Consider the following 26,081-nt stretch of genomic DNA (forward strand, 5'->3'; position numbering starts at 1 on the left):
ACGTCCAGTACGAGGGTGATCCGGGCGCACGCCGACAGCACGCACCAGACGCCGCGGGCTGCTCCACGAAGATCCGCCGGACAGGCCCTAGGGCCGGCCCTCTGCGGACGGCCCGCCCACGCCGGGCGCCCCCGCCCGCAGCCCGTCCATGATGAGGTCCAGGAGCCGGGCGGCCCGCGGCTGCCATTCACTGTGCGGGTCGAGCTGCCAGAGGCCGGCGATGGCGAGTACGAAGTCGTCGGGGGTCACCCCCGGGCGGATGGTGCCCGCCTCCTCGTTCGCGTGCAGCAGGAGCGTGACGCCCCGGGTCACCGGACCGTGACCCAGCTGGGCCAGGCTGCCGTACTTGCTCGCGGTCGTGCGGAGCGCGTCGGCCAGGCCGGCCTTGGCCATGGCGTACTGCGCCAGCCGGTCCATCCACTCCCGCAGGGCCCGGTCGGGCGTGCGGGTGCTGAGCAGTTGGGCGGCGGTATCGGCGACCTGCTGCATCTCGTACCGGTAGACCTCCAGGACGAGGGCCTCACGGTTCGGGAAGTTGCGGTAGAACGTCCCCTGGCCGACGCCCGCCTTCTTCGCGATCGCGCTCACCGAGGCGTCCGCGGACCGCGTCAGCTCGGTCAGAGCGACAGCCAGGATGCGCTCGCGATTGCGTTGCGCGTCCGGACGTTGGGACGTGCTCCTCTCCTCGTCCACGCCTCTTCCTTCCGGACACACAGTCAAGTCGCTCTTGCTGAGCGGACAGTTGTCCGCTAGGTTCGACGGATAAGCGGACAGCTGTCCGCTTCACTCCTCCACCATAGCGGTAGATCCGGCCAATGTGGCTGACCAGCGGCTTTGATGGACCGTTCCCCTACCAACATCGCCCTCTCCCTCCCGGCACGTCTGCCGGGATCGTCTCGTTCGACGCGCATAAGCAATGCGAAAGAAGGCTGATCATGGCCCCATCGACGTCCAGTGCCATCACCCTGAACATCAATGGCGAAAAATACACGCTGCCCGTCGACCACCGCACCACTCTGCTTGACGCCTTGCGTGAGCGACTCGATCTGACCGGCACCAAGAAGGGCTGCGACCAAGGGCAGTGCGGTGCGTGCACGGTACTGCTGGACGGGCGGCGGGCAGTCTCCTGTCTGCAGCTCGCGGTCGCGGCCGAGGGGCGGGCGATCACCACCATCGAAGGCGTCGCCGACGGCGACCGGCTGCATCCGGTGCAGCAGGCCTTCCTCGACCTCGACGGCTACCAGTGCGGTTACTGCACCCCGGGCCAGATCTGTTCGGCCCTCGCGGTGATCGAGGAACACGCGGCGGGCTGGCCGAGCGCCGTGACCGAAGACGTCCGGCCGGAAGCGGGGGTGCCCGTTCTGACCGCCGAGGAGATCCGTGAGCGGATGAGTGGCAATCTCTGCCGCTGCGGCGCCTATGTGTCGATCGTGCAGGCCGTGGCACGCGCGGCGGAAGAGTCCGCCGCCGACGCCGAGGAGGCTGTGGCATGAGGGAATTCGGATACGAACGCGCCCTCGACGTCTCCGGGGCCGTGGCCCTGCTCGCCGAGGATCCCGGCGCCCGTTTCCTGGGTGGCGGAACCAATCTGGTCGACCTGATGAAGGCCGGTGTGGAACGGCCGACGCTTCTCGTCGACGTCCAGGAACTGCCCCTCGACGACATCGCGTTCACCCCCGACGGCGGGCTGCGCATCGGTGCCACCGTCACCAACAGCGACCTCGCCGCCCACGCCGACGTGCGCCGGCACTACCCGGCCCTGGCGCAGGCTCTCCTGGCCGGCGCCTCCGGGCAGCTGCGCAACATGGCCACGGTCGGCGGGAACCTGCTCCAGCGGACCCGCTGCGGCTACTTCGGTGACCTCGCCAAGCCGTGCAACAAGCGCACCCCCGGCAGCGGTTGCCCCGCCCTGGCGGGCGAGCACCGCAACCACGCGATCCTCGGCGCCTCCGAGCACTGCGTGGCGACACACCCCTCGGACATGGCGGTCGCGCTCGCGGCCTTCGACGCCGTCATCTCGTACGAAACAGCCGACGGACCAGGCGAGTTGCCGATCGCCGAGTTCTACCGGCCGGTGGGGGAGACCCCGCACATCGAGACGGCTCTTCCGCCCGGCGCCCTGGTCACGGGTGTCACCGTGCCACCCGCCGCGGTCGCCGCGCACTCCCGCTACCGCAAGGTGCGCGAGCGTGCCTCCTTCGCGTTCGCGATCGGCTCCGTCGCCGCCGCCCTCGACGTGGAGGACGGTGTCGTACGCGAAGTGCGCCTGGCCTTCGGCGCGGTGGCGTCCCGGCCCTGGCGGGCCCGTGCGGCCGAGCGCGCGCTGACCGGAGGCCCTGCGGACGCCGAGGCGTTCGCCGCGGCGGCGGATGCCGAACTGGCAGCCGCCGAGGCCCTTCCGGAGAACGGATACAAAGTGACGCTGATGCGCAACCTCGTCGTGGCCGTGCTCACCGAACTCGCAGAGGAGGCCACCCGATGACCACGACGACCGAGAACACCACCGTGACGGGAGCTGTCGGCTCCGTCCGAACCCGCGTGGAGGGCAGGGACAAGGTCACCGGCGCGGCCCGCTACGCCGGCGAGATCCCCTTCGCCGACCTCGCCCACGGCTGGCTGGTGCTGTCGACCGTGGCCCGCGGCCGGGTCACATCCGTCGAGGACGCTCCCGTCCGCGCCATGCCCGGAGTGCTCACTGTGCTCCACCACGGGAACGCGCCCCGGGTCGACACCGAGTACGTGGGCTTTCTGGGACGGCCCAACCCGGTTGTCGGGATCTTCCAGCACGACCGGGTGCCCTTCATGGGCTGGCCCGTGGCGTTGGTCGTCGCCGAGACGTCCGAGCAGGCGAGGGAGGCCGCCGAGGCGCTGGTGGTCCGCTACGAGACGGAACCGCACGACGTGGGGTTCTTCGCCGGGCACTCCGGTGCGTACACCCCCGACGCCAACTCGATGCCCCAGGCCGGGACGGAGAAGGGGGACCTGGAGGTCCGGCTCCGGGAGGCCGCCTTCGTCGTGGACCAGGAGTACTCAACCCCGGAGGAACACCACAACTCCATGGAGCCGCACGCGGCGACGGCCCGGTGGGAGGGCGGCCGGCTGGATGTCCTCGACTCCAACCAGGGCACCTTCTGGGTGGCGAGCGAACTCGCGTTGCTCTTCTCCCTCGATCCGGCCTCCGTCCGGGTGCGCTCCGAGCACGTCGGCGGCGGCTTCGGATCGAAGGGCGTGGCCCCGCACCAGGTGGCCGCCGTGATGGCCACGACCCTGCTCCACCGCCCTGTCCGCGTCGTGCTGACACGCCGCCAGATGTTCTCGCTCGTCGGATTCCGCAGCCCCACCGCACAGCGGGTCACGCTCGGAGCCGACGCCGGCGGCCGTCTGCGGGCCTTCGGCCACCAGTCGCTGAGTCTCACGTCGACCGTGCACGAGTTCGTCGAACCGGGCGCCAACGTGGGACGCACCATGTACGACGCCGACGCGCATCGGACCGGGCACCGGCTGGTGCGGCTCGACGTGCCGACCCCGACCTGGATGCGGGCGCCGGGTGAGACGCCGGGCTCCTTCGCCATCGAGTCGGCCATGGACGAGCTGGCCGAGGAGTGCGGCCTCGACCCGATCGAGCTTCGGAGGCGCAACCAGCCCACGGTGGGTCCCGTGTCGGGGCTGCCCTTCAGCCGTCGCAACCAGCTCGCCTGCTTCGAGGAGGGCGCCCGCCGCTTCGGCTGGGCCGACCGGGACCCGCGCCCCGGACTGCGCCGCGAGGGACGCTGGCTCCTCGGGACCGGCATGGCGGCGGCATCCTTCCCCGCCGGCGTCGGCCCGTCCACGGCTGCCGTGACCGCGGAGCCGGACGGCCACTTCACCGTGGGGATCAACGCGGCGGACATCGGGACCGGGGCGAGGACCGCGATGGTGTCGGTCGCCGCGGACGCACTGCGGGTCGCACCGGACCGCATCCGGGTACGCCTCGGGGACAGCGACCTCGGCCCGGCATGGATCGCCGGAGGCTCCATGGGCACGCGCTCCTGGGCCTGGGCGGTACGGCTGGCGGCGGAAGAGCTGCGGGAGCTGCTCGCCCTCGGCGGATCCGTTCCGCCGGAGGGCATCACCACCCGCTCGGACACCACCGACGCCATCGGCGCCCTGGCGCAGAAGGAACGGCACTCCTACGGGGCGCAGTTCGCCGAAGCCGCCGTGGACATCACCACCGGTGAGGTGCGCGTACGGAGGCTGCTCGGCATCTTCGCGGCGGGCACCATCGTCAACCCGCTGACCGCACGCAGCCAGTTCGTCGGAGGCATGACCTGGGGGCTCTCCATGGCCCTGCACGAGGAGGCGGTCCGCGACGCGGCCTCCGGTGGCCATGTCAACGCCGACCTGGCCGGCTATCACGTCGCGGCCCACGCCGATGTGCCGCACATCGAGGCGGACTGGGTGGACGACCACGACCCTGAGGACCCGGTCGGGATCAAGGGCATCGGCGAGATCGGCATCGTGGGCGTCGCAGCCGCCATCGCCAACGCGGTGTGGCACGCCACCGGCGTACGCCACCGCAGCCTGCCGATCCGTCCCGACCGGGTCCTGGCGGCGGCGGAGGAGGCGCGACAGCGGGCTGCGGAGGAAGCCCCGGGTGCTTGACATCGCGGCGGCCCTGCACCGCTGGTCCGAGGAGGGCCGGGACTTCGCCGTCGCCACCGTGGTGGCGGTCGACGGCAGCGCGCCGCGTGCCCCCGGCGCGGCCCTGGCCGTCGACAGCGAAGGCACCGCCATCGGTTCGGTCTCCGGCGGCTGCGTGGAAGGAGCGGTGTACGAGCTGTGCGTCCAGGCCCTCCAGGACGGCCGGACGGTGCGGGAGCGGTTCGGGTACAGCGACGAGGACGCGTTCGCCGTGGGCCTCACCTGCGGTGGTGTCGTCGACATCCTCGTCGCACCGGTGCGCTCCGAAGCGCCGGTGCTCCGGGCGGCGTTGTCGGCAGCGGTCCGCGACGAGCCGGTGGCGCTCGCCCGGGCGGTCCGCGGACCTGAGGGGCTGCTCGGCCGGGCCCTGCTGGTCCGGGGCGACGGATCGTACGAGGGCAGCCTCGACGGACGTCCGGCCCTGGACCGCAGGGCCGCCGCGGAGGCCCGGGCGCTCCTGGACGCCGGCCGCACCGGCACCGTGGAGATCGCGGAGGACGGCACGAGCTGCCCGGGCGGCCTGACACTGTTCGTGGAGTCGAGCGTGCCGCCGCCCCGGATGATCGTGTTCGGCGCCGTGGACTTCGCCACGGCGCTGGTGCGGGCGGGCAAGTTCCTCGGCCACCATGTGACGGTGTGCGACGCCCGGCCCGTCTTCGCCACCCGCGCCCGTTTCCCCGAGGCGGACGACGTGGTGGTCGACTGGCCGCACCGGTACCTCAGCAACACCGCGACCGATGAGCGCACCGTCCTGTGCGTACTCACCCACGATGCCAGGTTCGACATCCCGCTGCTGGAGGAGGCCCTGCGGCTGCCGGTCGCTTACGTCGGCGCGATGGGTTCGCGCCGCACCCATGAGGACCGCAACCAGCGGCTGCGTGAAGTCGGGCTGACCGACGTCGAGTTGGACCGGCTGCGCTCCCCGATCGGCCTGGACCTCGGAGCCCGTACGCCGGAGGAGACCGCGCTGTCCATCGCGGCGGAGATCGTCGCGGAGCGCCGGGGCGGCACGGGCGCCCCGCTGACCGGCTCGCGGACGCCCATCCATCACGACCTGGACCGTACGCCGGGGGCGGCGCCGCGGTGAGTGGCGCAGGGGCGCGGGTGGCTGCCGCTCGTGAGGGCTCCCGCGCCGGGGCTGCCGAGCAGGAGACCGATCCCGTCCGGCAGGCGGTGCGTCCGGTCCGGGCAGCCGGCCTGTCCGGTACGGCCGGGCGTCGACGCCCGCCCCGTAGCGGACGCGCCGCAGAGCTGTTGGCTGACGCTTCATCACTGCGAAATCCGTAACGCCCGGCAGGGCCACGGGGTTCCGCGAGCTTGGACATGGGCATGCCATGGCATGGCCGAGTCCGGCAGGTGTGAACCAGGAGGATGCAGTGAAGAACACAGGACGACTCCGGAAGGCGTCACTCACCCTGGCCGCCGCCGCGGCGCTGGTCGTCGCCTCGTCCGGCAGCGCCTTCGCGGCGGTGCCGGGCGCTCTGCCCGCGAACGCGGACGGGCTGGAGCAGACGTTCCAGCCCGCATTCGACTACGACGGCGACGGCTGCTATCCGACACCAGCCATCGGCGCCGACGGGGCCATAGCCCCCGGGTTGAAGACCACGGGCGCCGTCAACGGCAGTTGCCACGACTCCTGGGACCTGGACAACACCAACGGCTACGCACGCTCCACGTGCAACAACGGCTGGTGCGCCATCATGTACGGCCTCTACTTCGAGAAGGACCAGGCCGTGGCCGGCAGCGGGCTCGGCGGGCACCGTCACGACTGGGAGCACATCGTGGTGTGGGTGCAGGACAACGAGGCGAAGTACGTCTCCACCTCCGCCCACGGCGACTTCAACGTGTACGGCCGGGACGGGATGCTGTGGGACGGGACGCACCCCAAGGTCGTCTACCACAAGGACGGAATCGGCACGCACTGCTTCCGCCGCGCGACCACCGGCGACGAGCCGCCGGAGAACCACTACCACCAGTGGCAGTTCCCCGATCTGGTCGGCTGGAACGGCTACCCCGCCGGCGTAAGGGAGAAGCTGGTGCAGGCCGACTTCGGCAGTGCGGTCTTCGGTCTCAAGGACGGCAACTTCGCCGGCCACCTGGAGAAGGCGAAGCCCGCCGGGATCCCCTTCGACCCGTACGCCTGACTGGCAATGGGGGGCGGCGAGGCGTATCGCCGCCCCATCCGTTCCGAGAGGACACGGCATGACCCTCAGCACCACCCGGATCGCACACCTGCGCGCAGCCGGGGTGAGTTTCGTCGTCGAGCTCCGCGCTCCACTACCCCGCATCCTGCACTGGGGCGAGGATCTCGGGGAGCTGACCGATGACGGTCTCGCGTCCCTGGCACTGTCGGCGGACGGCGCCTCGCTCCACTGCTCACTCGACGAGCCACGGCAGTTCACGGTCTGGCCGACCGAGGCCGACGGCTGGTCGGGCACCCCCGCGCACGAGGGCCACCGTGCCGGGACGGCCACCACGCCCCGCGTCACGATGACCGGCGCCGAAGTGACCCCGGACGGACTCGTCATCGCTCTCCGGGACTCCGACGCCGGGCTCGACCTCACGCTCACCTATCGGCTCGACCCGTCCGGGGTCCTGGGCGTGCGCACCCGGATGTCCTCCCCGGCCGATGCCCCCGGCCCGGTCCCGTACGATCTCGCCGCCACCACCGCCCTGCTCCCGCTGCCGAACCGCGCCCAGGAGATCCTCGACTTCACCGGCAAGTGGTGCCGCGAACGCTCCCCGCAGCGTGGCCCGCTCGCCTTCGCCGGCCACGTCCGCGAGGTCCGCCGGGGACGCCCCGGGCTGGACGCGCCCTATCTGCTGACGGTCGGTGTGCCCGGCTTCGGGTTCCGTACGGGCGAGGTCTGGGCCCTGCACGTCGGCTGGAGCGGCAACCAGCGCTGGCTGGCCGAGCGGCTGCCCGAAGGCGCCGGGGTACACGGCGGCGTCCTCGGCGGGGGCGAACTGCTCTCGCCCGGCGAGATCCGGCTCGCCCCGGGCGACAGCTACACCTCGCCCCAGTGCTACTTCGCGTGGTCCGCCGAAGGCCTGGACGGTCTCGCCGGACGCTTCCACACGATGCTCCGCGCCCGCCCCGGGCACCCGTCGTCACCGCGCCCGCTGACGCTGAACACCTGGGAGGCGGTCTACTTCGACCACCGTCCCGAACGCCTCCTCGCACTGGCCGACGCCGCTGCCGCCGTCGGGGTGGAGCGCCTCGTCCTGGATGACGGCTGGTTCCTCGGCCGCCGCGACGACACGGCCGGACTCGGCGACTGGACGGTCGACCCGCAGATGTGGCCCCAGGGCCTGACCCCGCTGGCGGACCGGGTGCACGGCCACGGCATGCAGTTCGGACTCTGGGTGGAACCGGAGATGGTGAACCTCGAATCGAACCTCGCGCGGGAGCACCCCGAGTGGATCCTCGGACCGTCCGCGGGCCTGGGGCCGAGCTCCCGTCGGCAGTACGTGCTGAACGTGGCCCACGACGAGGCGTTCGCGTATCTCCTGGAATCGCTGGACGCACTCGTCGCCGAGTACCGCATCGACTACCTGAAGTGGGACCACAACCGGGAACTGCACGAGGCGGTCCACCGCGGCACGAACGGCGGTGACCGGCCCGGGGTGCACGCCCAGACACGGGCCCTGTACCGGCTGATGGACACCCTCAGGTCCCGCCGCCCCGGCCTGGAGATCGAGTCGTGCTCCAGCGGGGGCGGACGAGTCGACCTCGGAGTCCTCGCCCGCACGGACCGGGTGTGGGCCTCGGACTGCAACGACCCCGTGGAGCGTCAGTCCATCCAGCGCTGGACGGGTCAGCTGCTGCCGCCCGAACTCGTCGGCGCCCATGTCGGGGGCCCGCGCAGCCATACGACGGGCCGGGTCGCCGACGACTCGTTCCGCCTGATCACCGCATTGTTCGGACACGCGGGCATCGAGGACGACCTGACCGCCCGTACGCCCACGGAACGGGAGGCGCTGACCCGGTGGGCGGCGCTCTACAAAGAGGTACGCGGGCTGCTCCACGCCGGACGGGTCGTCAGGGCGGACCTCGGCGACGACGCGACGTACCTGCACGGAGTCGTCGCGCCGGACGCCCGTTCCGCGCTGTACTGCTGGGCGCGGACGGCGACCTCCGCGCCGGCACAGTCGGGCCGCGTCCGCCTACCCGGCCTGGCCTCCGGCCGGCCCTACCTGGTCCGTATCCGCACGGAGGCCGGGCTGCCCTCCGTGCACCAGGTCATCGCCCCCGTCTGGTACCGGGAGGCGGTCAAGGACTGGGTCCCGATGCCCGGTGCGGTACTGACCGGTGCGGGGCTGCCCATGCCGACGCTCAACCCGGGACAGGCCCTGCTCATCGAGGTGGCCGCACCGGAGGCGGTGAACTGACCTGCCCCACGCCACCCTCATTCCTCCCGATCCGGGTACAGCCGGAGCTCCCGCCCTTGCCAGCGCCTCCGCAGCCAGCGGTCGTGGCTGGCCAGGACGATGGCCCCGGGACCCGTGCCCAGGGCCTCCTCCAGCTCGTCGCACAGGCGCGGGGACAGGTGGTTCGTGGGCTCGTCCAGCAGCAGGAGGTGCGGCGGGCGTGCCGTCAGCACGGCCAGGGCGAGCCTGCGGCGCTGGCCGACCGATACCTGCCCCACCGGTTTGTCGAGGTCCCCCTCATGCATCAGGCCGAGCGAGACCAGCGGCACCGCCTCGGCCCGTTCGAAGCCCAGCGCCTTCTCGTACGTCTCCCGGACGGTACGGTCGGGCCGGGCGAACTCCGTGTCCTGGGCCAGCATCCCCACTGTCAGCCCCGACCGCCGGTCCACCTCACCCCGGACGGCGAGAGTGCCGGCGAGAACCGCGAGGAGTGTCGACTTCCCCGCACCGTTGGCACCTGTGACCAGCAGGCGTTCGGCCGCCGTGACGTCGAGGCGGTCCACGGCCAGACGGCCCGGGACACGCACCCCGCGCAGGGACACGAGGGCGCCTTCCGCCGACGGCCCGGCCAGAGAGGTGTACCGGAACCGCAGTGGCGGGGGCGGCTCACCGATGCGGTTGCGCTCGAGCTCGTCCAGCCGGCGGGAGGCGTTGCGGACCCGGCGTGCGATCTGGCTCTGTACGCGCCCGGCCCGCAGGCCGTACCCCATCTTCTCGTTGTCGCGCGGTCCACGGTCCGGTGCGACCATGCGTGCGGTCACATCGGCCGAGCGCCGCAGCGCCTCCAGCTCCTGCTGCTCCTCCGCGTGACGGCGCTCCCAGCGGGCCCGCTCGGCGCGCTTCTCGGTCAGATAGCCGCTGTAGTCGCCGCCGAACCGTACGGGACCGTCGACAGCCGGATCGAGGTCGATGAGGTCCGTGCAGACGGCGTCGAGGAAGGCCCGGTCGTGGCTGGCGATCACCACGGGACCGGGCATGCCGCGCAGTTGCTCCTCCACGAAGGCGGCGGCTTCGTCGTCGAGGTGGTTGGTCGGCTCGTCCAGCAGCAGAGCGGAGGGCCGTCGCACCAGCAGCGCGGCGAGTGCCAGACGGCCGCGCTGCCCGCCCGAGAGCGAGCCGAGCGTCCGCCCGTGCGGCAGCGCCGCGAGGCCGAGCCCGGTCAGCAGGATGGCGGCACGCCGGTCGGCGTCCCACGTCTCGCGTTCCTCCGCCTGTTGGAGCCGTCCGCCGTACGCCTCCAGGAGCGCGGCGTGGCCGGGGGAGCTCTGCGGGGTGCGGGCGAGCAGCCCGGAGAGCCGGTCGAGCTCCGCCAGGTCCGCCCGGGCTTCGCGCAGGGCATCGTCCAGTACGTCGGCGATCGTCGACCCGGTGTCGTAGGCCATCTCCTGGTGCAGGAAGCCGACATCGGCAGGCCGGGTGACGCTGCCGGAGTCGGGTTCGTCCGTCCCGGCGAGGAGCCGCAGCAGAGTCGACTTGCCGACCCCGTTCTCCCCGATCAGACCGATGCGGTGACCGGGCGACGCGGTGAGTGACACCCCGTCGAGTACGCGCCGCGCACCGAAGGTGCGGACGAGGTCGTGTGCGAGCAGGGCGGGCGGGGGCGTGGGGTCGCTCATCGTTGCCTCCAACGTGATCGGTTCTCGGCCCGCCGGGCACTCGGCCTCGGGCGCGGGCCAGGACGGCACGTCAGGAGGTCACGTCTGCGGCGCTCCGGTCTCCACCAGCTGCCCGCCGGCCAGCCGCAGCCACCGGTCCACGCCGATCCGTTCGAGGAACCGCTCGTCATGGCTGACGACCACGAACGCCCCCCGGTAGGAGCCCAGCGCGCTCTCCAGCTGACCGGCGCTGACCAGGTCGAGATTGTTGGTCGGCTCGTCAAGGAGCAGCAGCTGCGGGGCCGGCTCCGCGCACAGGACACAGGCCAGGGTGGCCCGCAGGCGTTCGCCGCCGGACAGCACACCGACGGGCAGGTGGGCACGGTCGCCGCGGAAGAGGAAGCGAGCGAGCAGGTTCATCCGCTCGGCCTCCGACCTGTGCGGGGCGAACGCTGCGAAGTTCTCGGCCACCGTGCGGTCGAGGTCGAGCAGATCGAGGCGTTGCGACAGGTACGCGATCCGCCCGTCGGCACGCCTGATCTCACCGCTGTCCAGCGGCAGATCGCCGTTGATCAGGCGCAACAGGGTGCTCTTGCCCGCCCCGTTGGGTCCGGTGAGCGCGATGCGCTCGGGGCCCCGGATCGTCAGGTCGACGCCTTGGCCGGCGAACTGCTCCTGGTCGCCGTGGCGGACCCGCATCTGTTCACCGAGCAGGACGGTGCGCCCTGCGGGGACGTCGGTTTCCGGGAGGTCGAGGGTGATGCGCTGTTCGTCGCGTACGGCGCGGCCCGCCTCGTCCAGCCGGGCCTTGGCATCGCCGACCCGGGCGGCATGCGTCTGCCCGGCCCGGCCCGCGGACTCCTGGGCGCCCCGCTTCATGTTCCCCGCGAAGATGCGCGGCAGACCCGCGCTCTTGAGGTTCCGGGCCGCGTTGCTCGCCCGGCGCTCGGCCCGCTCTCGGGCCTGTTGCAGCTCCCGCTTCTCCCTCTTCAGCTCCTGCTCGGCATTGCGGACGTTCTTCTCGGCCACCTCCTGCTCGGCCCGCACGGACTCCTCGTAGGCGGTGAAGTTGCCTCCGTAAAGGCGTAGTTCACTCGTGTTGAGCTCAGCGATGCGGTCCATCCGGTCGAGCAGCGCGCGGTCGTGGCTGACGAGCAGCAGGGTTCCGTTCCACGCCTCCAGCGTGTCGTGGAGCGTGCGGCGCGCGTCGCTGTCCAGGTTGTTGGTCGGCTCGTCGAGCAGCAGGACGTCGGGCCGCTTCAGCAACTGGGCCGCCAGCCCGAGTGAGACGACCTGGCCGCCGCTGAGCGTGCCGATGCTGCGGTCGAGGGTGATGCCCTCCAGCCCGAGCCGGTCCAGCTGGGCGCGGGTGCGCTCCTCGATGTCCCAGCCGTCGCCGATGACCGCGAAGTGGCCTTCGTCCACGTCGCCGGACTCGACGGCGTCCAGCGCGCGGATCACCGCGTCGACGCCCAGAACCTCCGCCACCGACAGATCACCGGTCAGGGGGAGGCTCTGCGGGAGGTAGCCGAGTGTGCCGCCCACGGTCACGGATCCGGTGGCGGGGCGCAGCTCCCCGGCGATCAGTTTGAGCAGGGTGCTCTTGCCGGACCCGTTGGGCGCGACGAGGCCGGTACGGCCGGTGCCCACGGTGAAGGACAGATCGGCGAAGACGGGGGTGTCGTCGGGCCAGGAGAAGGACAGGTTGGAGCAGATGACAGATGCGTCGGACATGCGGGAGACCTCGCGTGTGATTTCCGGAGTCGGCACGGACTACCGCCCCGGAGGAGTGGCCGAAAGGGAACAACGACATGGCCACTGCGGTGGCGCCCCTGGGCGCCCGCGGTGGCCGATCACATCCGGGTATCACCCGGAGATGTCGTCGTCGCCTGCCATGTCTGGTCTCCTCGGTACACGCTGAAAGGCGTGACGATCTTAGCAGTCGAGCCGCGTCCCGGCCCTTCGATTTCGCACGCGCTCTGCCCTGCTGCTCCCGTACACGCGGAATCAGGCGGCTGTCCGGCGTCGCAGATCGGCGATGCCCTGGTCCAGAGCCGCCTCCAGATGTCCCATGCGGCCGGTGGACAGAAGGATCACCACACCGCCCTGGATACCGGCCAGCAACGCCGCCGCCGAGCGGTCCGCGTCCCGGTCGGCGTCGATCTCCCCGATGGACTGCATGTGCCGGATACCGGCAGCCAGTTCGCCCTGCCAGCGGTCGAGCAGTCCGGTGGCGACGGCCTGCGCTCCCGCCGTGGCTGAGCCGATCCGGGACACCGCGATGTCGAGCGGGCACTCCCGGCCCTGCTCGCGATAGCGGGAGACCACCTTGTCCCGCCAGTTCCGCCAGGCAGGCCACGAGGTGAGGGCGCTCAGTTCCGGCTGCTGGTCGCTGATCACCCGGTCCGCCTCGTGGCGGGCGACGGCCAGCATCAGTTCGTCCTTCCCGCCCGGGAAGTAGTGGAACAGCTGGCTCTTGCTCGTCGAGGTGAGCGCGAGGACGTCGTCGAGCGTCAGCGTGAACACGCCGTGCCGCCGGATCGCGGCGGCGGCGCCCTCGATGATGCGCTGCTTGGTCGCGGCGCCCTTGGGAGTCAACGGCACGATGCGTCTCCTGTTCCGGACGGGAAGTCCATTGAACCGCGAGGCCCCTCGGGGGCGGGTCAGGGAAGGAGCAGCAGCTTCCCGGTGGTCCGGCGCGATTCGAGATCCCGGTGGGCCCGCGCCGCGTCCGAAAGCGCGTAGCGGCCGCCGATGCGCGGGACGACCTTCCCCTCCTGAACCATCCGGAAGACCTCCGCGGTCCTGGTGACCAGCGCCTCCCGGTCGGGTACGTGGTCTTGCACGGTCGGGTACGTCAGCAGGATGCTGTTCGGCAGATCGGTCACGGGGAGCGACGGAACGCCCATGAAGGGCCCGTAGTACGCGTGCACCCCGTGGCGGCGCAGCGACAGCTGGGAGGACCGGAACGTCGCGGTCCCGCCGCCGTCGTACACGACGTGGGCGCCCTCGCCGCTGGTCAGCTCCCTCACGCGCTGCTCGAATCCGGCTCCCGACGACACCAGGACGTGGTCCGCACCGGCCTCCTCGGCCGTGGCCGCCTTCTCCGCACGGGACACCAGGCCGATGACACGGCCGCCACGCGCCTTGATCATCTGGGTCAGCAGCAGGCCCACGCCTCCGGCCGCAGCATGCACCACAGCGGTGTCGCCCGGCCCGACCGCGTACGTCTCGGTGGTGAAGTGGTTCGCGGTGAGTCCCTGCATCATGATCGCGGCCGCCGTCTCGTCCGGCACGTCGTCGGGGACCCTGACCAGCGCGGTTGCGGGGACGGCCAGGATCTCCGCGTAGCTGCCCGGGTGGTAGAACCAGGCCACCCGGTCGCCGACCGCCAGGTCCTCGACGTCGTCGCCCAGCGCGGTCACGTACCCCATGCCCTCGACGCCGAGACCCGTCGGGGCGGACCAGCCGGGGGCGCCGACCGATCGGGCGCCCACGTCCATGAAGTTCACCCCGGCGGCGCCGAGCCGGACCAGGGCCTGACCGGGGGCGGGTGTCGGATCCGGCCGTTCGGACCAGGTCATGACCTCCGGGCCGCCGTGTCGCTCGATGTGGATTGCGTGCATGAGGGGCGCCTCTCTCGGAGCGGTTGCCGCGGTCCGTTCACCGTGGCGTGTCTGTGCACCGTAGAAAGGCAAAAATGGACCCGCAAGTCCACTCCGGGAGTGGTCGGAACGGTCCCTCCCGCACCCTCCGACGGAACCCGGGAACGAGTGCGGCCTGAACGCCCGCCCCGCGGGATCACATCGCCGGGACCCGGACGTACCGTTCGGTGATGTGCAGGTCGGCCTCGATGTGGCCGGCCGCCGCGTGCAGACGGGGCAGCACCTCCGTGACGCATTCCTCCAGGGTGCGGCTGCTGCTGTGCATGGCCACGTTGACCGCCGCCACGACCGTGCCGCGGCGGTCGCGGAGGGGGACGGCGACCGATCGCAGCCCCACCTCCAACTCCTCGTCGACCAGGGCGTATCCGTCGGCCCGCACGCGGTCGAGGGTGGCGCGGAGTTCGTCGGGCCGGGTGACGGTGTACGGGGTCAGGGCGTGCGGTTCCGTGCGCGCGAGGCGGGCTTCGCGCTCCTTCGGCGGCAGGGCGGCGAGCAGGACGCGACCCATGGAGGTCGCATGCGCGGGAAAACGTGTGCCGACCGTGATGTTGACGTTCATGATGCGCCGGGTCGCGACGCGCCCGGTGTACTGGACGTCGTCGCCGACGAGGACTGCGAGCGAGGCCGAGTCCCGGACCTGCTCGGTCAGCGCGGCGAGATGGGGCTGGGCGATCTGCGGCAGCGTCGCGCGGGACAACGGCGGGTAGCCGAGGGCCAGTACGCGCGGGGTGAGGTGGTGTTCCCGTCCCCGTGTGGCGACGTAACCGAGGTGTTCCAGGGTGATCAGAGCACGTCGGGCGGTGGCCCTGGCCAGCCCGGTCGCCCGCGCGACGTCGGTCAGTGTCAGTGCGTCCCGGCCCTCGCCGAAGGCCGCCAGCACGGTCAGTCCCCGCGCGAGCGACTCGATGAACTCGCGGCCCAGCTCCTGCTTGGACGCCCCTGTCCAGGAGGCCAGCGCGGTGGGGGAGTCCGGGCGGACGGGGGGAGGGGCCTGGCGGAGGTCCTGCTCCATGGCCGCGGCGGCCGTCAGCAACCGGGGCAGCAGGGTTTCGTGCAGGGAGGCCGCGGTGTGCCGGCTGGTGTGGCTCACGACGCTGACGAGGCAGGCCACTTCGCCCCCGGGGGAGCGGACCGGCACGGCGAGGGCGACGAGACCGGGCTCGATCAGCTGGTCGTCCAGAGCCCAGCCGTCGTTGCGCGCCCGCTGCGCACGTACGGCGAACTCCTCCTCCTCATCCGGGCACGGGCAAGGGGGCGCGGCGGGGAAGGCCAGACCCTCCGGGTCCGAGGCGCGGCGCTCCCGCCACAGCCGCCACGCCCGCGCGTCCCAGTCGGCCGCCAACAGCGGCCCGGGGGCGGTGCGTTCGGCGGGCAACAGGTCGCCGATGCGGAAGCTCAGCGACATCGCGCGACGCCGGGTGGCCTGATGGATGAAGCGGATGCCGTCGCCGTCGCCGACCGCGAGGGACACCGACTCGTCGAGTTCGTCGGCCAGCGCGTCGGCACGCCGGCCGAGCAGCGACGGAAGACGGAGAGCGGAGAGGTAGGCGTTGCCCAGCTCCATCAGGCGCGGGGCGAGCGTGATGTCGCGGCCGTCCACACGTACATACTCCATGCGGGCCAGGGTCGCGGTGATCCGGTCGACCGTGGAACGGGCCAGACCGGTGGCGCGCTCGATGGCGCTGGGGCTCATCGTCCCGCCCTCGTCGGTGAGCCGGCGCAGGACCGTGATGCCGCGCATGAGTGGGGCGACGGCTTCGGCCGGTGCCGGCGTCTCGGTCTGCTGGGGCGTGTGGGTCGGTGGCATCGGCTCTCCGTCGTGCGTCGTGGAGACACAGTAGTGAATACGGGCAGGTGAGGGGCAGTCCGTCCGGCAGCGGCGGTCCGCCGACCGTTGACAGGGATCAGGACGGGCGGCAGACTCCGTGGCAAGAATAGTGAAAGAAACTTCACTCTACGAACAACTGAGGGACGGTCCCATGGACAAGGTGGTCGCCTCTGCGGCGCAAGCCGTGGCCGACGTGCCGGACGGCGCCTCGATCGCGGTGGGCGGCTTCGGCCTCAGCGGCGTCCCCGACGCGCTGATTGCGGCACTTCACGAACAGGGGACCGGCGATCTGCGCGTGGTCTCCAACAACTGCGGCGCGCAGGACTCGGGGCTCGCGGTACTGCTGACCGCGGGCCGGATCAGCCGGGTCACCGGCTCGTACATCGGCGGCAACAAGGAGTTCGGCCGCCAGTACCTGGCCGGTGAGCTGGAGCTCGAACTCATCCCGCAGGGCACCCTCGCCGAGCGGCTGCGCGCCGGTGGCTCGGGCGTTCCCGCCTTCTACACCCCCGCCGGAGTCGGCACCCTGGTCGCCGACGGCGGAATGCCCTGGCGCTACGACGGGAACGGCGGCGTCGCGGTCAGCTCGCCGGCCAAGGAGGTGCGCGACTTCGACGGCACCTCCTACGTCCTGGAGCACGGCATCCGCACCGACTTCGCCCTCGTCAGGGCGGCCAGGGGGGACCGGCACGGGAACCTCGTCTTCAACAAGGCGGCCCGCAACTTCAACCCGCTCGCCGCCATGGCCGGCCGCATCACGATCGCCGAGGTCGAGGAACTGGTCGAGCCCGGCGAGATCGACCCCGACCACGTCCACCTGCCCGGCATCTTCGTCCGGCGTGTGGTCGCGCTGACGCCGGAGCAGGCGGCCGACAAGAGGATCGAGCAGCGCACCGTGACACCACGGACCACCACCCCGGACGAGGACGGTCACCGATGAGCTGGAACCGCCAGGAGATGGCCGCCCGAGCGGCCGCCGAGCTCCGCGACGGCGAGTACGTCAACCTGGGCATCGGCCTGCCGACGCTCATCCCCAACCACCTGCCCGACGGCGTGCACGTCGTCCTCGAATCCGAGAACGGCATCCTGGGCACCGGCCCCTTCCCGTACGACGAGGACGTCGATCCCGACCTGATCAACGCCGGCAAGGAGACGGTCACCGTCCTGCCGGGGGCCTCGTTCTTCGACTCGGCGCTGTCCTTCGGCATGATCCGCGGCGGTCACATCGACACGGCCGTGCTCGGCGCGATGCAGGTGTCCGCAGGTGGGGACCTCGCCAACTGGGCCGTCCCCGGCAAGCTCGTGACCGGGATCGGCGGCGCCATGGACCTCGTGCACGGTGCCCGCCGGGTCATCGTGACGATGACCCACACGGCCAAGGACGGCAGCCCGAAGATCGTCGAGGAGTGCACCCTGCCGCTCACCGGCAGGGCCTGCGTCCACCGGATCATCACGGATCTGGCCGTGCTCGATGTGACTCCCGACGGGCTGGTCCTGACGGAGACCGCACCGGGCGTCGACGTCGCCGAGGTGCTCGCCCGGACCGCCGCCCCGGTCCGCGTCGCCGAATCGACCGTGCCGTGAGACCCGACCGTCCCGCTCACGGAACCACGCCGTGAGGCAGGGCCCGCGCACGGTCGCGCCTCGCACCGGCGCCCGGCAGGAAGCCGCCCCCGTACTGCTCAGGAAGGACCGACACCCATGACCACCTCATCCGCCCCGGCCGTCCCCCGCGTGCTGACCCAGGCAGACATCACCGCCGAGATCACCACGGCACGCGAGGACTACGCCACGTCCCTCGCCGGCGGCGCGCCCGTGCGCCCGCACCCCGCCCGGGACTACGCCCCCTACCGGAGCAGCGCCCTGCGCCACCCGAAACGGCCGCTGATCGCCGTGGGCGCCGACCCGGAGGCCGTCGAGCTCTCCGGCCCCGCGTTCGGCGTCACCGACATCACCGAACTCGACCACGACCTCACCAGGCAGCACCACGGCGAACCCCTGGGCGAGCGGATCACGGTCACCGGGCGGGTCCTCGACCGGTCGGGGCGTCCCGTGCGTGGCCAGCTCGTCGAGATCTGGCAGGCCAACGCATCGGGCCGCTACGCCCATCTGCGCGACCAGCACCCCGCCCCCCTCGATCCGAACTTCACCGGGGTGGGCCGCTGCCTGACCGACGATCAGGGCGCGTACTCCTTCGTCACCGTCAAGCCGGGCGCCTACCCCTGGCGCAACCACACCAACGCCTGGCGCCCCGCGCACATCCACTTCTCACTGTTCGGGGACGCGTTCACCCAGCGTCTGATCACCCAGATGTACTTCCCGGGCGACCCGCTCTTCGCCTACGACCCGATCCTTCAGTCCGTCACCGACGACGACGCCCGCGGCCGGCTCGTCGCGGCGTACGACCACGACCTGTCCACCCCCGAATGGTCGCTCGGCTACCGCTGGGACATCGTCCTCGACGGCCCGTCCGCCACCTGGATCGAGGAGGGCCGCTGATGTCCGCCGCCACGCACGCCTCCGCTTCCGCATCCGCTCCCGCATCCGCTCCCGCACCGGGGGAGTTCCTGCCCACTCCGTCCCAGACCGTCGGACCCTTCTACGGGTACGCCCTGCCCTTCGCGGGCGGCGGCGACATCGCCCCCGCCGGCCACCCCGGCACCGTCGTCCTGCACGGCCACGTCCTCGACGGGGCCGGTGAGCCGGTACCCGACGCCGTCATAGAGGTCTGGCAGCCCGCACCCGACGGCTCCCGCCACGGGGCGCCCGGCTCCCTGCGCCGCGACCCCGTCACCGGTACGGTGATCGGCCGCCACGGAGTCGGCTTCACCGGCTTCGGCCGGGTGGCGACGGACGCCGACGGGCACTACACCGTACGGACGCTGCCGCCGGGCGGAGCCCCGTACCTCGCGCTCGTCGTCTTCGCCCGCGGCCTGACGCACCACCTGCACACCCGCGCCTATCTGCACGACGCCGCCGGCCTCGACGAGGAACGGCTGCTCGCGGGGCTTCCCGCGGAGCGGCGGGCCACGCTCCTCACCACGCCGGAGGACACCGGCATCCACCGGTTCGACATCCGTCTGCAGTACGACGGGGTACATGAGGAGACGGTCTTCCTTGACTTCGGCTGACACGGCGGGTTCGGCCGACACGGCGGGTTCGGCGTACCCGACGGCTGGCACGGCGGCTTCGGCCGGCGCCGCAGCTTCCGCCGACGCGGCTGACGTCGGCCTGCTGGCACCGGTACGCGCCGGAACGGCGGTCGAGGACGCGACGGGCGACGCCGCGTACGTACGCGCACTGCTCGACGCCGAGACGGCGCTCGTCCGCGCCCAGGAATCGCTCGGCCACGCCCCGGCCGGGGCGGCGGAAGCCGTCGCGTCGGCCGCGGCCGACACGGCCCGGTTCGACCCGCGCGCCCTGGCGCTGCGGGCCAGGTCCGGCGGGAACCCGGTCATCCCGCTGGCCGCCGACCTGACGGCCGCAGTTGCCGAACGGTCCCCGGAGGCCGCCGCACACGTCCACCGGGGCGCGACCAGCCAGGACATCCTCGACACCGCCGCCATGCTGGTGGCGTCCGAGGCAACGCACCTGATCCTGGCCGACCTGGACCGTGCTGCCGCCGCCCTGGCGCTCATCGCGGCCGAGCACCGCGACACGCCGATGGCCGGCCGCACCCTCACCCAGCACGCCGTGCCGACCACCTTCGGCCTGAAGGTGGCGGGCTGGCGCAGCCTGGTCCTCGACGCCCGCGACCGGATCTCGGCGGTCCGGGCCGAGCTTCCGGTACAACTGGGAGGCGCGGCAGGGACGTTGGCGGCCTTCGCCGCCTTCGCGGAGGCCGGGAATCCGGTCACGGGGAGGGCTGGCGCGTCTGACGGCGAAGCGACGGCCCGGGACGCCGGCCCGATGCTCGTCGAGGCGTACGCCACCGCGACCGGGCTGGCCGCGCCCCTGCTGCCCTGGCACACCCTGCGCACCCCGGTCGCCGACCTGGGGGGCGCCCTGGCCTTCACCGCCGGGGCACTCGGCAAACTCGCCGCGGACGTCCTCGTCCTCTCCCGAACCGAGATCGGCGAGGTCTCCGAGAGCACCGGCGGGGCATCGTCCGCGATGCCGCACAAGGCCAACCCGGCCCGCGCCGTCCTGATCTCCGCGGCCGCCCGCCAGGTCCCCGCACTCGCGGGGATCCTGTACGGCTCCCTCGCCGCCGAGGACGAACGCCCGCCCGGCGCGTGGCACGCCGAATGGCAGCCCCTGCGCGAGGCGCTGCGCTCGGTGGGGGGAGCCGCCGACGCGGCGGCCGCCCTGGCCGAGGGGCTGCGTGTCCACCCCGGGCGGATGCGCGAGAACCTCGACGCGACCGGCGGACTGATCGTCAGCGAACGGATCGTCGCCGTCCTCACGGCCAGGATCGGACGGGCAGCGGCCCGCACGGCGGTGACCAAGGGCGCCGCCCGCGCGGCGCGCGAGGGAATCCGCCTCCACGAAGCGCTGGTTCAGGACCCCGCACTGGCGGGCGCGGTGACGCCGGACGGGCTGAAGACCCTCACCGAACCGTCCGGCTACACCGGAGCGGCCGGCCCTCTCGTCGACCGCGCGCTGCGCCGCCACAACGCGGGAACAGTTCCGGAATGACCCGCAGGCCGCACACAACGACACGCACCTGTTGCCCGGCGCCGGCGCACCCACACCGCGCAGGGCCGGCAGCTGCCGCCAGGCACCCCTCACCACCGGCACCGGCATCGGCCGGACCAGGAGCCCCATGACCACCCCGCACGCACCCGACGCCTCCATCGCGCGCCTGCTCCACCACCAGGTGGACGGCCCGCTCTCCGGACCGCCGCTCCTCCTCGGGCCGTCCCTCGGCACCGCACTGTCCGTCTGGGACGCACAGATCGCCGCACTGGCCCGCGAACACCGGGTGGTCCGCTGGGACCTTCCCGGTCACGGCTCCACCCCCGCCGCACTGTTCCCCGCAGGCAGCGGCGTCGCCGAGCTGGGCCGACAGGTGCTCCGCCTCGCCGACGCCCTCGGCATCGAGCGCTTCGCGTACGCGGGCGTGTCCCTCGGCGGTGCGGTTGGGACCTGGCTGGCCGTCCACCACCCCGACCGGATCACTTCCCTCGCGCTCGTGTGCTCCTCGGCGCGCTTCGGCGAGCCGCAGGCCTGGCGGGACCGAGCGGCCCTTGTGCGGGCCGAAGGCATGGGCCCCGTGGCCGACACCGCGGCGGGTCGCTGGTTCACCGCGGACTTCGCCGACAGCCCGGCGGCCCGTGCCGCCCTGGCAGAGTTGCGCGACGTCGACCCCCACGCCTACGCCTCGCTCTGCGACGCGCTCGCCGCACACGACCTGCGCGGCGAACTGGCACGCGTGACCGCCCCCACACTGGTCGTGGCGGGCCGCGAGGACCCCGCGACCCCGGTCGCCCACGCCCGCGAACTGGCCGACACGATCCCCGGCTCGACGCTGGTCGAACTCCCCGGCGCCTCCCACCTGGCCAACGTCGAACGGCCCGCCCCCGTACGGGCCGCGCTGCTGAACCACTTCGCGGCCGGTACCGCGGCCGCCACCGGCGACGCCTCCCGCCATACCGCGGGTCTTGCCGTACGCCGCACCGTCCTCGGCGACGCGCACGTCGACCGGGCCATCGCCAGGACCACGCCTTTCACCGCCGTCTTCCAGGACTTCATCACCCGCTACGCGTGGGGCGAGGTGTGGACCCGGCCCGGCCTCGACCACCGCACCCGGCGCTGCCTCACCCTCACCGCCCTCGTGGCACTCGGGCACCGCGAGGAACTGGCCATGCATCTGCGGGCCGCCCTCGGCAGCGGCGACCTCACTCCCGAGGACGTCCAGGAGGTCCTGCTCCAGACAGCCGTCTACTGCGGAGTCCCGGCAGCCAACGCGGCGTTCGCCGCGGCGGACCGGATCCTCACCGAAATCACCCACGCCGCCAAGGAGAAGTAGCCCATGCACACGACCGTAGGGATCATCGGCGGCGGACCGGCGGGACTCCTGCTCGCCCGCCTGCTGCACCGCGCAGCTGTCGACTGCGTGGTCTTGGAGAGCCGCGACCGCGCGTACGTCGAACAGCGCCAGCGCGCCGGCATCCTCGAACAGCCCACCGTCGACGCGCTCCGCGAGGCCGGCGCCGCCCAGCGCCTCGACGCCGAGGGCCTGGTGCACGACGGCATCGAGCTGCGCTGGGACGGCCGGGCCCACCGCGTCGACTTCCCCTCGCTCACCGACGGCCGTCGGGTGTGGGTCTACGCCCAGACCGAAGTCGTCAAGGACCTCATAGCGCTGCAACTGGCTGACGGCGCACCGCTGTTCTTCGGGGCCCAGGTCACATCCGTCGAAGGGGCCGACACCGACCGGCCGACCGTCCGCTACACCCACGAGGGTCGCAACGAGGTGCTCACCTGCGACTACGTGGTGGGCTGCGACGGATTCCACGGCGTCACACGGGCCGCGATCCCCGCCGGGGTGCAGCGCACGTACGACCGGGTGTACCCGTACTCCTGGCTGGGGATCCTGGCCGACGTACCGCCGTCCTGCGACGAACTGATCTACGCCCACTCGCCGCGCGGCTTCGCCCTGCACAGCATGCGGTCGCCCGAGGTCAGCCGGCTCTACCTCCAGGTACCCAACGGCACCGACCCCGCCGACTGGTCCGACGAGCGGATCTGGGACGAACTCGACGCCCGCTTCGCCGTCGACGGGGACTGGAAGCTGCGGCGCGGCCCCATCACGTCGAAGTCCGTTCTGCCGATGCGCAGTTCCGTCACCGAACCCATGCGGTACGGCCGCGTCCTGCTCGCGGGCGACGCCGCCCACATCGTTCCGCCCACCGGAGCGAAGGGACTCAACCTGGCAGCGGCCGACGTCGTCGTGCTGGCCCGCGCCCTTGTCCGGCAGCACACGACCGGATCGTCCGACCTGCTGGACGCCTACTCCGACACCTGCCTGAGCCGGGTGTGGCGGGCCGAGCACTTCTCGTACTTCATGACCACCACGCTCCACACCGACCCGGAGCAGAGCGGCTTCGACACCCGGCTGCAGGTCTCGCAGCTGGACAGGATCGCCGCCTCGCCGCACGCCGCCGCCGAACTCGCGCAGAACTACGCCGGTCTGCCTCTGCCGTAGGCGCGTCCCACCAGGAGGATCTCCGTGGATCTCACGGTCCAGCAACTGCGGTACTTCGTCGCCGTGGCACACGAGCTCCACTTCGCCCGTGCCGCGCAGGGCCTGCGCATCTCCGCCCCGTCGCTGAGCCAGCAGATCGCGGCGCTGGAACGGCGGTTCGGCGCCCCGCTGTTCCGGCGGGACGCCCGCCATGTGGAACTCACCGAGCTGGGGTCCGAACTGCTGCCGATGGCCCACCGTTCCATCGCGGCGCTCGACGAAGTCGTGTCCTGGGCCGAGGAGCGACGGGCAGGTGGTGCGGTGGTGCGCGTCGGCCTCGTCGTCGGGAGCCACATCGGCTCCGTCATCCTGAACGAAGCGGCGCGAGCCTTTCCGGACACACGATGGAAGATCCGGCGCCTCGGGTTCGACGGCTCCCTGACCGCGCTGCGGACGGACCTGGTCGACGTGGTTCTCGCGCCGGCCCTGGCAGCGCCCTCGGCCCCCGGCCTGCACGCGGTGCCGCTCTGGTCCGAGGGCAGGGTTCTGGTGGTCGGCGCCGGCCACCCGCTGGCCGGCCGGGACAGCGTCACCGTGGACGAGGTGGCGGACGAGCACTTCGTCGCGGCCCTGGGCGACGAGGCGCTCATCGACTGGCTCGGGCTGCCCCGCAGCGACGGGTTCGCCCCCAAGGTCGCGTACGTGGCGGACACGTTCGAGGAGGTCCTCGACATCTGTTCGGCCGGCCTCGGCGTCAACATCGCCGGTGCCGGGGCGGTCTCCGCCTCGCCCCGGCCCGGTGTCGTGTTCGTCCCGGTGCGAGGACTGCCCGACGCCACGGTCTACCTGCTGCGGTCGGCGAGGGCGCCGTCCGCCGCGGTCCTGGCGGTCGAGGAACTCGCCGTACGCGTGGCGCGTCGCGAGACCGGGCGGTCCGATACCCACTGATACCGAAAGGGGATGCGGAACCGCTCTGACCTGCAAGGTTAGGTTCGCCCTCATGATGCTTGAGGCAACAAGTCGTGGCTCCCGGAGCGGTCCGTCAGCAGACTTGATCACACGCGCACCCACCCCTTGGAGGCACCTGTGACATTCGGTCAAGTTCCCGGCCGGCAGCCGAAACCTTCCTGGGAAGGAGTTCTCCCCGGGCGTCCCGCACCCTTCTTCCTGGAGGACGGGGACGGCGAACGGGCGAAGCTTTTCGACAGCGTGGTGACGGTACTGCTGTCGGCGGACGAGACGGAGGGCCAGTTCGGGGTCTTCACCACCCGCCAGCCCAAGGGCGACCTGATCGTCGCACACTCCCACGAGGACGTGCACGAGATCTTCTACGTGGTCGAGGGAGCCGCCCGCGTCTTCCTGGAACACCCCGACGGGCGCCAGGAGAGCAAACTGCTGCGCCCCGGCGACTTCGGCTACGTGCCCGCGGGCATCGTCCACTCGTACCGCACCGAAGGCGAGTACAACAAGATCCTCGGCGTCTCCACCGGCGGATTCGAGCGCTTCTTCCAGGCCCTGGGCGACCTGACGGAGGAACGGGACGTACCGACGGTGCCGTTCATCCCCTCCCCGGACCGGATGCAGCAGGCGTTCACCCGCTTCCGGAACGTTCCCGCCCCGGGCCAGCAGTGGGAGGGAGCGTGAACGCACGCACGGAAGCGGACGACCGGGCCGACGCGGAACAGCGCGGCCGCAACGCGACCCTGATGCAGACCTATGTCGAGGGCCTCGCTTCGACCTCGCCGCCGGGACCGACGGCGCCCGCACCCGCCGTGACGGTTCTGCGTGGCCTGGTCTTCTCCCGGCCCGCCACCGGCGGTGAGCTGCGGATGGACCTGTATCTGCCCGAGGGGGTGCCCGGTCCGCGTCCCGTCGTCGTCTGGCTGCCCGGCGGAGGATGGCAGCGGGCGGCCCGCGGCATGGGCCCTCACCTGGGACGGCTGTTCGCCCAGCGCGGCTACGCCATGGCGGACGTCGAGTACCGGTCGAGCCGCACGGCGGTGTGGCCGGCCCAACTGCACGACGTGAAAGCCGCCGTGCGCTATCTGCGCTCGGTGGCGCAGGACCGAGGCCTGGACGCGGAGCGCATCGGCGTATGGGGAAGCTCGGCCGGCGGGCACCTGGCCGCGCTGCTCGGACTGACGGGCGGCGACCCGGTGTGGGAGGGGAACGGCGGCCACGCCGAGTACTCCAGCGAGGTCCGGGCCGTCGTCGACGGTTACGGCCCCGCCGACCTCCTCCAGATGGACGCCGACAGCCTGCCGGGCGGGGTCGTGAACGACATCGATCCGTCGTCCCCGCCCTGGGGGCTGCTCGGCGGTCCGACGGCGGACCATTCTGAACTCGCCTCCCAGGCAAGCCCGGTGAGCCATGTCAGCGGGCCGGCGGTGCCCTTCCTGATCCTGCACGGAGACGAGGATCTCCTGGTCGGGCCGAGGCAGAGCCAACGGCTGTTCGACGCGCTGCACGGCGCCGGCAGTGAGGCGACCCTGATTTCGGTCCACGGGGCCGGACACGGATTCTTCAACACCGACGCCCTCGAGCGGACGCCGCCTCTGCCCACGACCGTGCACACCACCCGGTGCGGCGACCGGGCCCCGGACCGGCCCGGTGTGCTCACCTCCGGTCTCGTCGAGCGGTTCTTCGACCAGCACATGCGCCGGCACTTCTCCGACTGAGCGGGAACGGGCGAAATGGCCCACTCGCGCGGTGCTGAATTGCCCCACACGGGTGAGCCGATCCCTGCGTATCGT

At 72.1% G+C, this 26,081-nt stretch carries 22 protein-coding genes; 16 read left to right on the top strand and 6 right to left on the bottom strand.

What is annotated here, in order from left to right:
• Positions 1-87: 87 nt before the first annotated feature.
• On the bottom strand, positions 88-693 hold the full coding sequence (locus tag ACIOEW_RS31040; protein ID WP_362544572.1) for a TetR/AcrR family transcriptional regulator: 606 nt from the start codon (positions 691-693) through the stop codon (positions 88-90).
• Between the two features lie 242 nt (positions 694-935).
• Between ACIOEW_RS31040 and ACIOEW_RS31045 the strand changes: the two genes are divergently transcribed.
• The 6 genes from ACIOEW_RS31045 to ACIOEW_RS31070 all read left to right on the top strand — a co-directional run bounded on the left by ACIOEW_RS31045 (position 936) and on the right by ACIOEW_RS31070 (position 9,072).
• Positions 936-1,493 (top strand): 2Fe-2S iron-sulfur cluster-binding protein, encoded by a 558-nt coding sequence (locus tag ACIOEW_RS31045; RefSeq protein WP_362544880.1) that lies wholly within the window; start codon positions 936-938, stop codon positions 1,491-1,493.
• Positions 1,490-2,482 carry an FAD binding domain-containing protein gene (locus tag ACIOEW_RS31050; protein WP_401967789.1) on the top strand — a complete coding sequence of 331 codons (993 nt, stop codon included), beginning with the start codon at positions 1,490-1,492 and terminating at the stop codon, positions 2,480-2,482. The genes ACIOEW_RS31045 and ACIOEW_RS31050 overlap by 4 nt, the downstream gene beginning before the upstream one ends.
• Entirely contained in the window at positions 2,479-4,641 is a 2,163-nt protein-coding gene (locus tag ACIOEW_RS31055; RefSeq protein ID WP_401967791.1) for a xanthine dehydrogenase family protein molybdopterin-binding subunit, read from the top strand. The genes ACIOEW_RS31050 and ACIOEW_RS31055 overlap by 4 nt, the downstream gene beginning before the upstream one ends.
• Positions 4,634-5,767, top strand: a complete 1,134-nt coding sequence (locus tag ACIOEW_RS31060) for an XdhC family protein (RefSeq protein ID WP_401967792.1) — start codon at positions 4,634-4,636, stop codon at positions 5,765-5,767. Before ACIOEW_RS31055 ends, ACIOEW_RS31060 begins: the two co-directional genes overlap by 8 nt.
• A gap of 247 nt (positions 5,768-6,014) precedes the next feature.
• Positions 6,015-6,824, top strand: coding sequence for an NPP1 family protein (locus ACIOEW_RS31065; protein WP_401967793.1), 810 nt, complete (start codon positions 6,015-6,017; stop codon positions 6,822-6,824).
• A gap of 58 nt (positions 6,825-6,882) precedes the next feature.
• On the top strand, positions 6,883-9,072 hold the full coding sequence (locus ACIOEW_RS31070) for an alpha-galactosidase (protein WP_401967796.1): 2,190 nt from the start codon (positions 6,883-6,885) through the stop codon (positions 9,070-9,072).
• Between the two features lie 17 nt (positions 9,073-9,089).
• Here the strand turns inward: ACIOEW_RS31070 and ACIOEW_RS31075 are convergent, their stop codons facing one another.
• The 5 genes from ACIOEW_RS31075 to ACIOEW_RS31095 form a co-directional block, all read right to left on the bottom strand.
• Positions 9,090-10,727 carry an ABC-F family ATP-binding cassette domain-containing protein gene (locus tag ACIOEW_RS31075; protein ID WP_401967799.1) on the bottom strand — a complete coding sequence of 546 codons (1,638 nt, stop codon included), beginning with the start codon at positions 10,725-10,727 and terminating at the stop codon, positions 9,090-9,092.
• 78 nt (positions 10,728-10,805) lie between these two features.
• Complete coding sequence (abc-f, locus tag ACIOEW_RS31080) at positions 10,806-12,440, bottom strand: ribosomal protection-like ABC-F family protein (RefSeq protein WP_401967801.1); 1,635 nt, start codon at positions 12,438-12,440, stop codon at positions 10,806-10,808.
• 273 nt (positions 12,441-12,713) lie between these two features.
• The gene (locus tag ACIOEW_RS31085; protein WP_362544596.1) at positions 12,714-13,310 is read right to left on the bottom strand and encodes a TetR/AcrR family transcriptional regulator; all 597 of its coding nucleotides are present in this window, start codon (positions 13,308-13,310) and stop codon (positions 12,714-12,716) included.
• Positions 13,311-13,369: 59 nt separating this feature from the next.
• Entirely contained in the window at positions 13,370-14,332 is a 963-nt protein-coding gene (locus ACIOEW_RS31090) for a quinone oxidoreductase family protein (RefSeq protein WP_401967803.1), read from the bottom strand.
• Between the two features lie 175 nt (positions 14,333-14,507).
• Entirely contained in the window at positions 14,508-16,178 is a 1,671-nt protein-coding gene (locus ACIOEW_RS31095; protein ID WP_401967805.1) for an IclR family transcriptional regulator C-terminal domain-containing protein, read from the bottom strand.
• 172 nt (positions 16,179-16,350) lie between these two features.
• On the opposite strand from ACIOEW_RS31095, the gene ACIOEW_RS31100 reads away from it, so the two are divergent.
• The 10 genes from ACIOEW_RS31100 (at position 16,351) to ACIOEW_RS31145 (ending at position 26,006) form a co-directional block, all read left to right on the top strand.
• Positions 16,351-17,139: a CoA transferase subunit A gene (locus ACIOEW_RS31100; protein WP_401967808.1), complete on the top strand. Its 789-nt coding sequence runs from the start codon at positions 16,351-16,353 to the stop codon at positions 17,137-17,139.
• Positions 17,136-17,783 (top strand): CoA transferase subunit B, encoded by a 648-nt coding sequence (locus ACIOEW_RS31105; RefSeq protein WP_401967809.1) that lies wholly within the window; start codon positions 17,136-17,138, stop codon positions 17,781-17,783. The genes ACIOEW_RS31100 and ACIOEW_RS31105 overlap by 4 nt, the downstream gene beginning before the upstream one ends.
• 117 nt (positions 17,784-17,900) lie before the next feature.
• Entirely contained in the window at positions 17,901-18,698 is a 798-nt protein-coding gene (pcaH, locus tag ACIOEW_RS31110; protein WP_362544611.1) for a protocatechuate 3,4-dioxygenase subunit beta, read from the top strand.
• Complete coding sequence (gene pcaG / locus ACIOEW_RS31115; protein WP_401967812.1) at positions 18,698-19,330, top strand: protocatechuate 3,4-dioxygenase subunit alpha; 633 nt, start codon at positions 18,698-18,700, stop codon at positions 19,328-19,330. The genes pcaH and pcaG overlap by 1 nt, the downstream gene beginning before the upstream one ends.
• Positions 19,331-19,430: 100 nt before the next feature.
• Positions 19,431-20,837 (top strand): 3-carboxy-cis,cis-muconate cycloisomerase, encoded by a 1,407-nt coding sequence (pcaB, locus tag ACIOEW_RS31120; RefSeq protein WP_401968113.1) that lies wholly within the window; start codon positions 19,431-19,433, stop codon positions 20,835-20,837.
• Between the two features lie 127 nt (positions 20,838-20,964).
• Positions 20,965-22,170, top strand: coding sequence for a 3-oxoadipate enol-lactonase (gene pcaD / locus ACIOEW_RS31125; protein ID WP_401967814.1), 1,206 nt, complete (start codon positions 20,965-20,967; stop codon positions 22,168-22,170).
• A 3-nt stretch (positions 22,171-22,173) separates the two neighbouring features.
• Positions 22,174-23,349, top strand: coding sequence for a 4-hydroxybenzoate 3-monooxygenase (locus ACIOEW_RS31130; protein WP_401967816.1), 1,176 nt, complete (start codon positions 22,174-22,176; stop codon positions 23,347-23,349).
• Positions 23,350-23,373: 24 nt separating this feature from the next.
• Positions 23,374-24,276, top strand: a complete 903-nt coding sequence (locus tag ACIOEW_RS31135; RefSeq protein WP_401967819.1) for a LysR family transcriptional regulator — start codon at positions 23,374-23,376, stop codon at positions 24,274-24,276.
• A 138-nt stretch (positions 24,277-24,414) separates the two neighbouring features.
• On the top strand, positions 24,415-24,972 hold the full coding sequence (locus tag ACIOEW_RS31140; RefSeq protein WP_362544626.1) for a quercetin 2,3-dioxygenase: 558 nt from the start codon (positions 24,415-24,417) through the stop codon (positions 24,970-24,972).
• Complete coding sequence (locus ACIOEW_RS31145; RefSeq protein ID WP_401967821.1) at positions 24,969-26,006, top strand: alpha/beta hydrolase fold domain-containing protein; 1,038 nt, start codon at positions 24,969-24,971, stop codon at positions 26,004-26,006. Before ACIOEW_RS31140 ends, ACIOEW_RS31145 begins: the two co-directional genes overlap by 4 nt.
• Positions 26,007-26,081: the final 75 nt, after the last annotated feature.

Origin of the sequence: Streptomyces sp. NPDC087901 (assembly GCF_044742205.1) — a bacterium.
Lineage (GTDB): Bacteria > Actinomycetota > Actinomycetes > Streptomycetales > Streptomycetaceae > Streptomyces.

What these genes read in the sequence shown, in the direction of transcription:
- ACIOEW_RS31045 (WP_362544880.1), top strand. Translation starts at nt 936, where the DNA reads ATGGCCCCATCGACGTCCAGTGCCATCACCCTGAACATCAATGGCGAA.
- ACIOEW_RS31050 (WP_401967789.1), top strand. Translation starts at nt 1,490, where the DNA reads ATGAGGGAATTCGGATACGAACGCGCCCTCGACGTCTCCGGGGCCGTG.
- ACIOEW_RS31055 (WP_401967791.1), top strand. Translation starts at nt 2,479, where the DNA reads ATGACCACGACGACCGAGAACACCACCGTGACGGGAGCTGTCGGCTCC.
- ACIOEW_RS31065 (WP_401967793.1), top strand. Translation starts at nt 6,015, where the DNA reads ATGGCATGGCCGAGTCCGGCAGGTGTGAACCAGGAGGATGCAGTGAAG.
- ACIOEW_RS31070 (WP_401967796.1), top strand. Translation starts at nt 6,883, where the DNA reads ATGACCCTCAGCACCACCCGGATCGCACACCTGCGCGCAGCCGGGGTG.
- ACIOEW_RS31075 (WP_401967799.1), bottom strand. Translation starts at nt 10,727, where the DNA reads ATGAGCGACCCCACGCCCCCGCCCGCCCTGCTCGCACACGACCTCGTC.
- abc-f (WP_401967801.1), bottom strand. Translation starts at nt 12,440, where the DNA reads ATGTCCGACGCATCTGTCATCTGCTCCAACCTGTCCTTCTCCTGGCCC.
- ACIOEW_RS31090 (WP_401967803.1), bottom strand. Translation starts at nt 14,332, where the DNA reads ATGCACGCAATCCACATCGAGCGACACGGCGGCCCGGAGGTCATGACC.
- ACIOEW_RS31095 (WP_401967805.1), bottom strand. Translation starts at nt 16,178, where the DNA reads ATGCCACCGACCCACACGCCCCAGCAGACCGAGACGCCGGCACCGGCC.
- ACIOEW_RS31100 (WP_401967808.1), top strand. Translation starts at nt 16,351, where the DNA reads ATGGACAAGGTGGTCGCCTCTGCGGCGCAAGCCGTGGCCGACGTGCCG.
- ACIOEW_RS31105 (WP_401967809.1), top strand. Translation starts at nt 17,136, where the DNA reads ATGAGCTGGAACCGCCAGGAGATGGCCGCCCGAGCGGCCGCCGAGCTC.
- pcaH (WP_362544611.1), top strand. Translation starts at nt 17,901, where the DNA reads ATGACCACCTCATCCGCCCCGGCCGTCCCCCGCGTGCTGACCCAGGCA.
- pcaG (WP_401967812.1), top strand. Translation starts at nt 18,698, where the DNA reads ATGTCCGCCGCCACGCACGCCTCCGCTTCCGCATCCGCTCCCGCATCC.
- pcaD (WP_401967814.1), top strand. Translation starts at nt 20,965, where the DNA reads ATGACCACCCCGCACGCACCCGACGCCTCCATCGCGCGCCTGCTCCAC.
- ACIOEW_RS31130 (WP_401967816.1), top strand. Translation starts at nt 22,174, where the DNA reads ATGCACACGACCGTAGGGATCATCGGCGGCGGACCGGCGGGACTCCTG.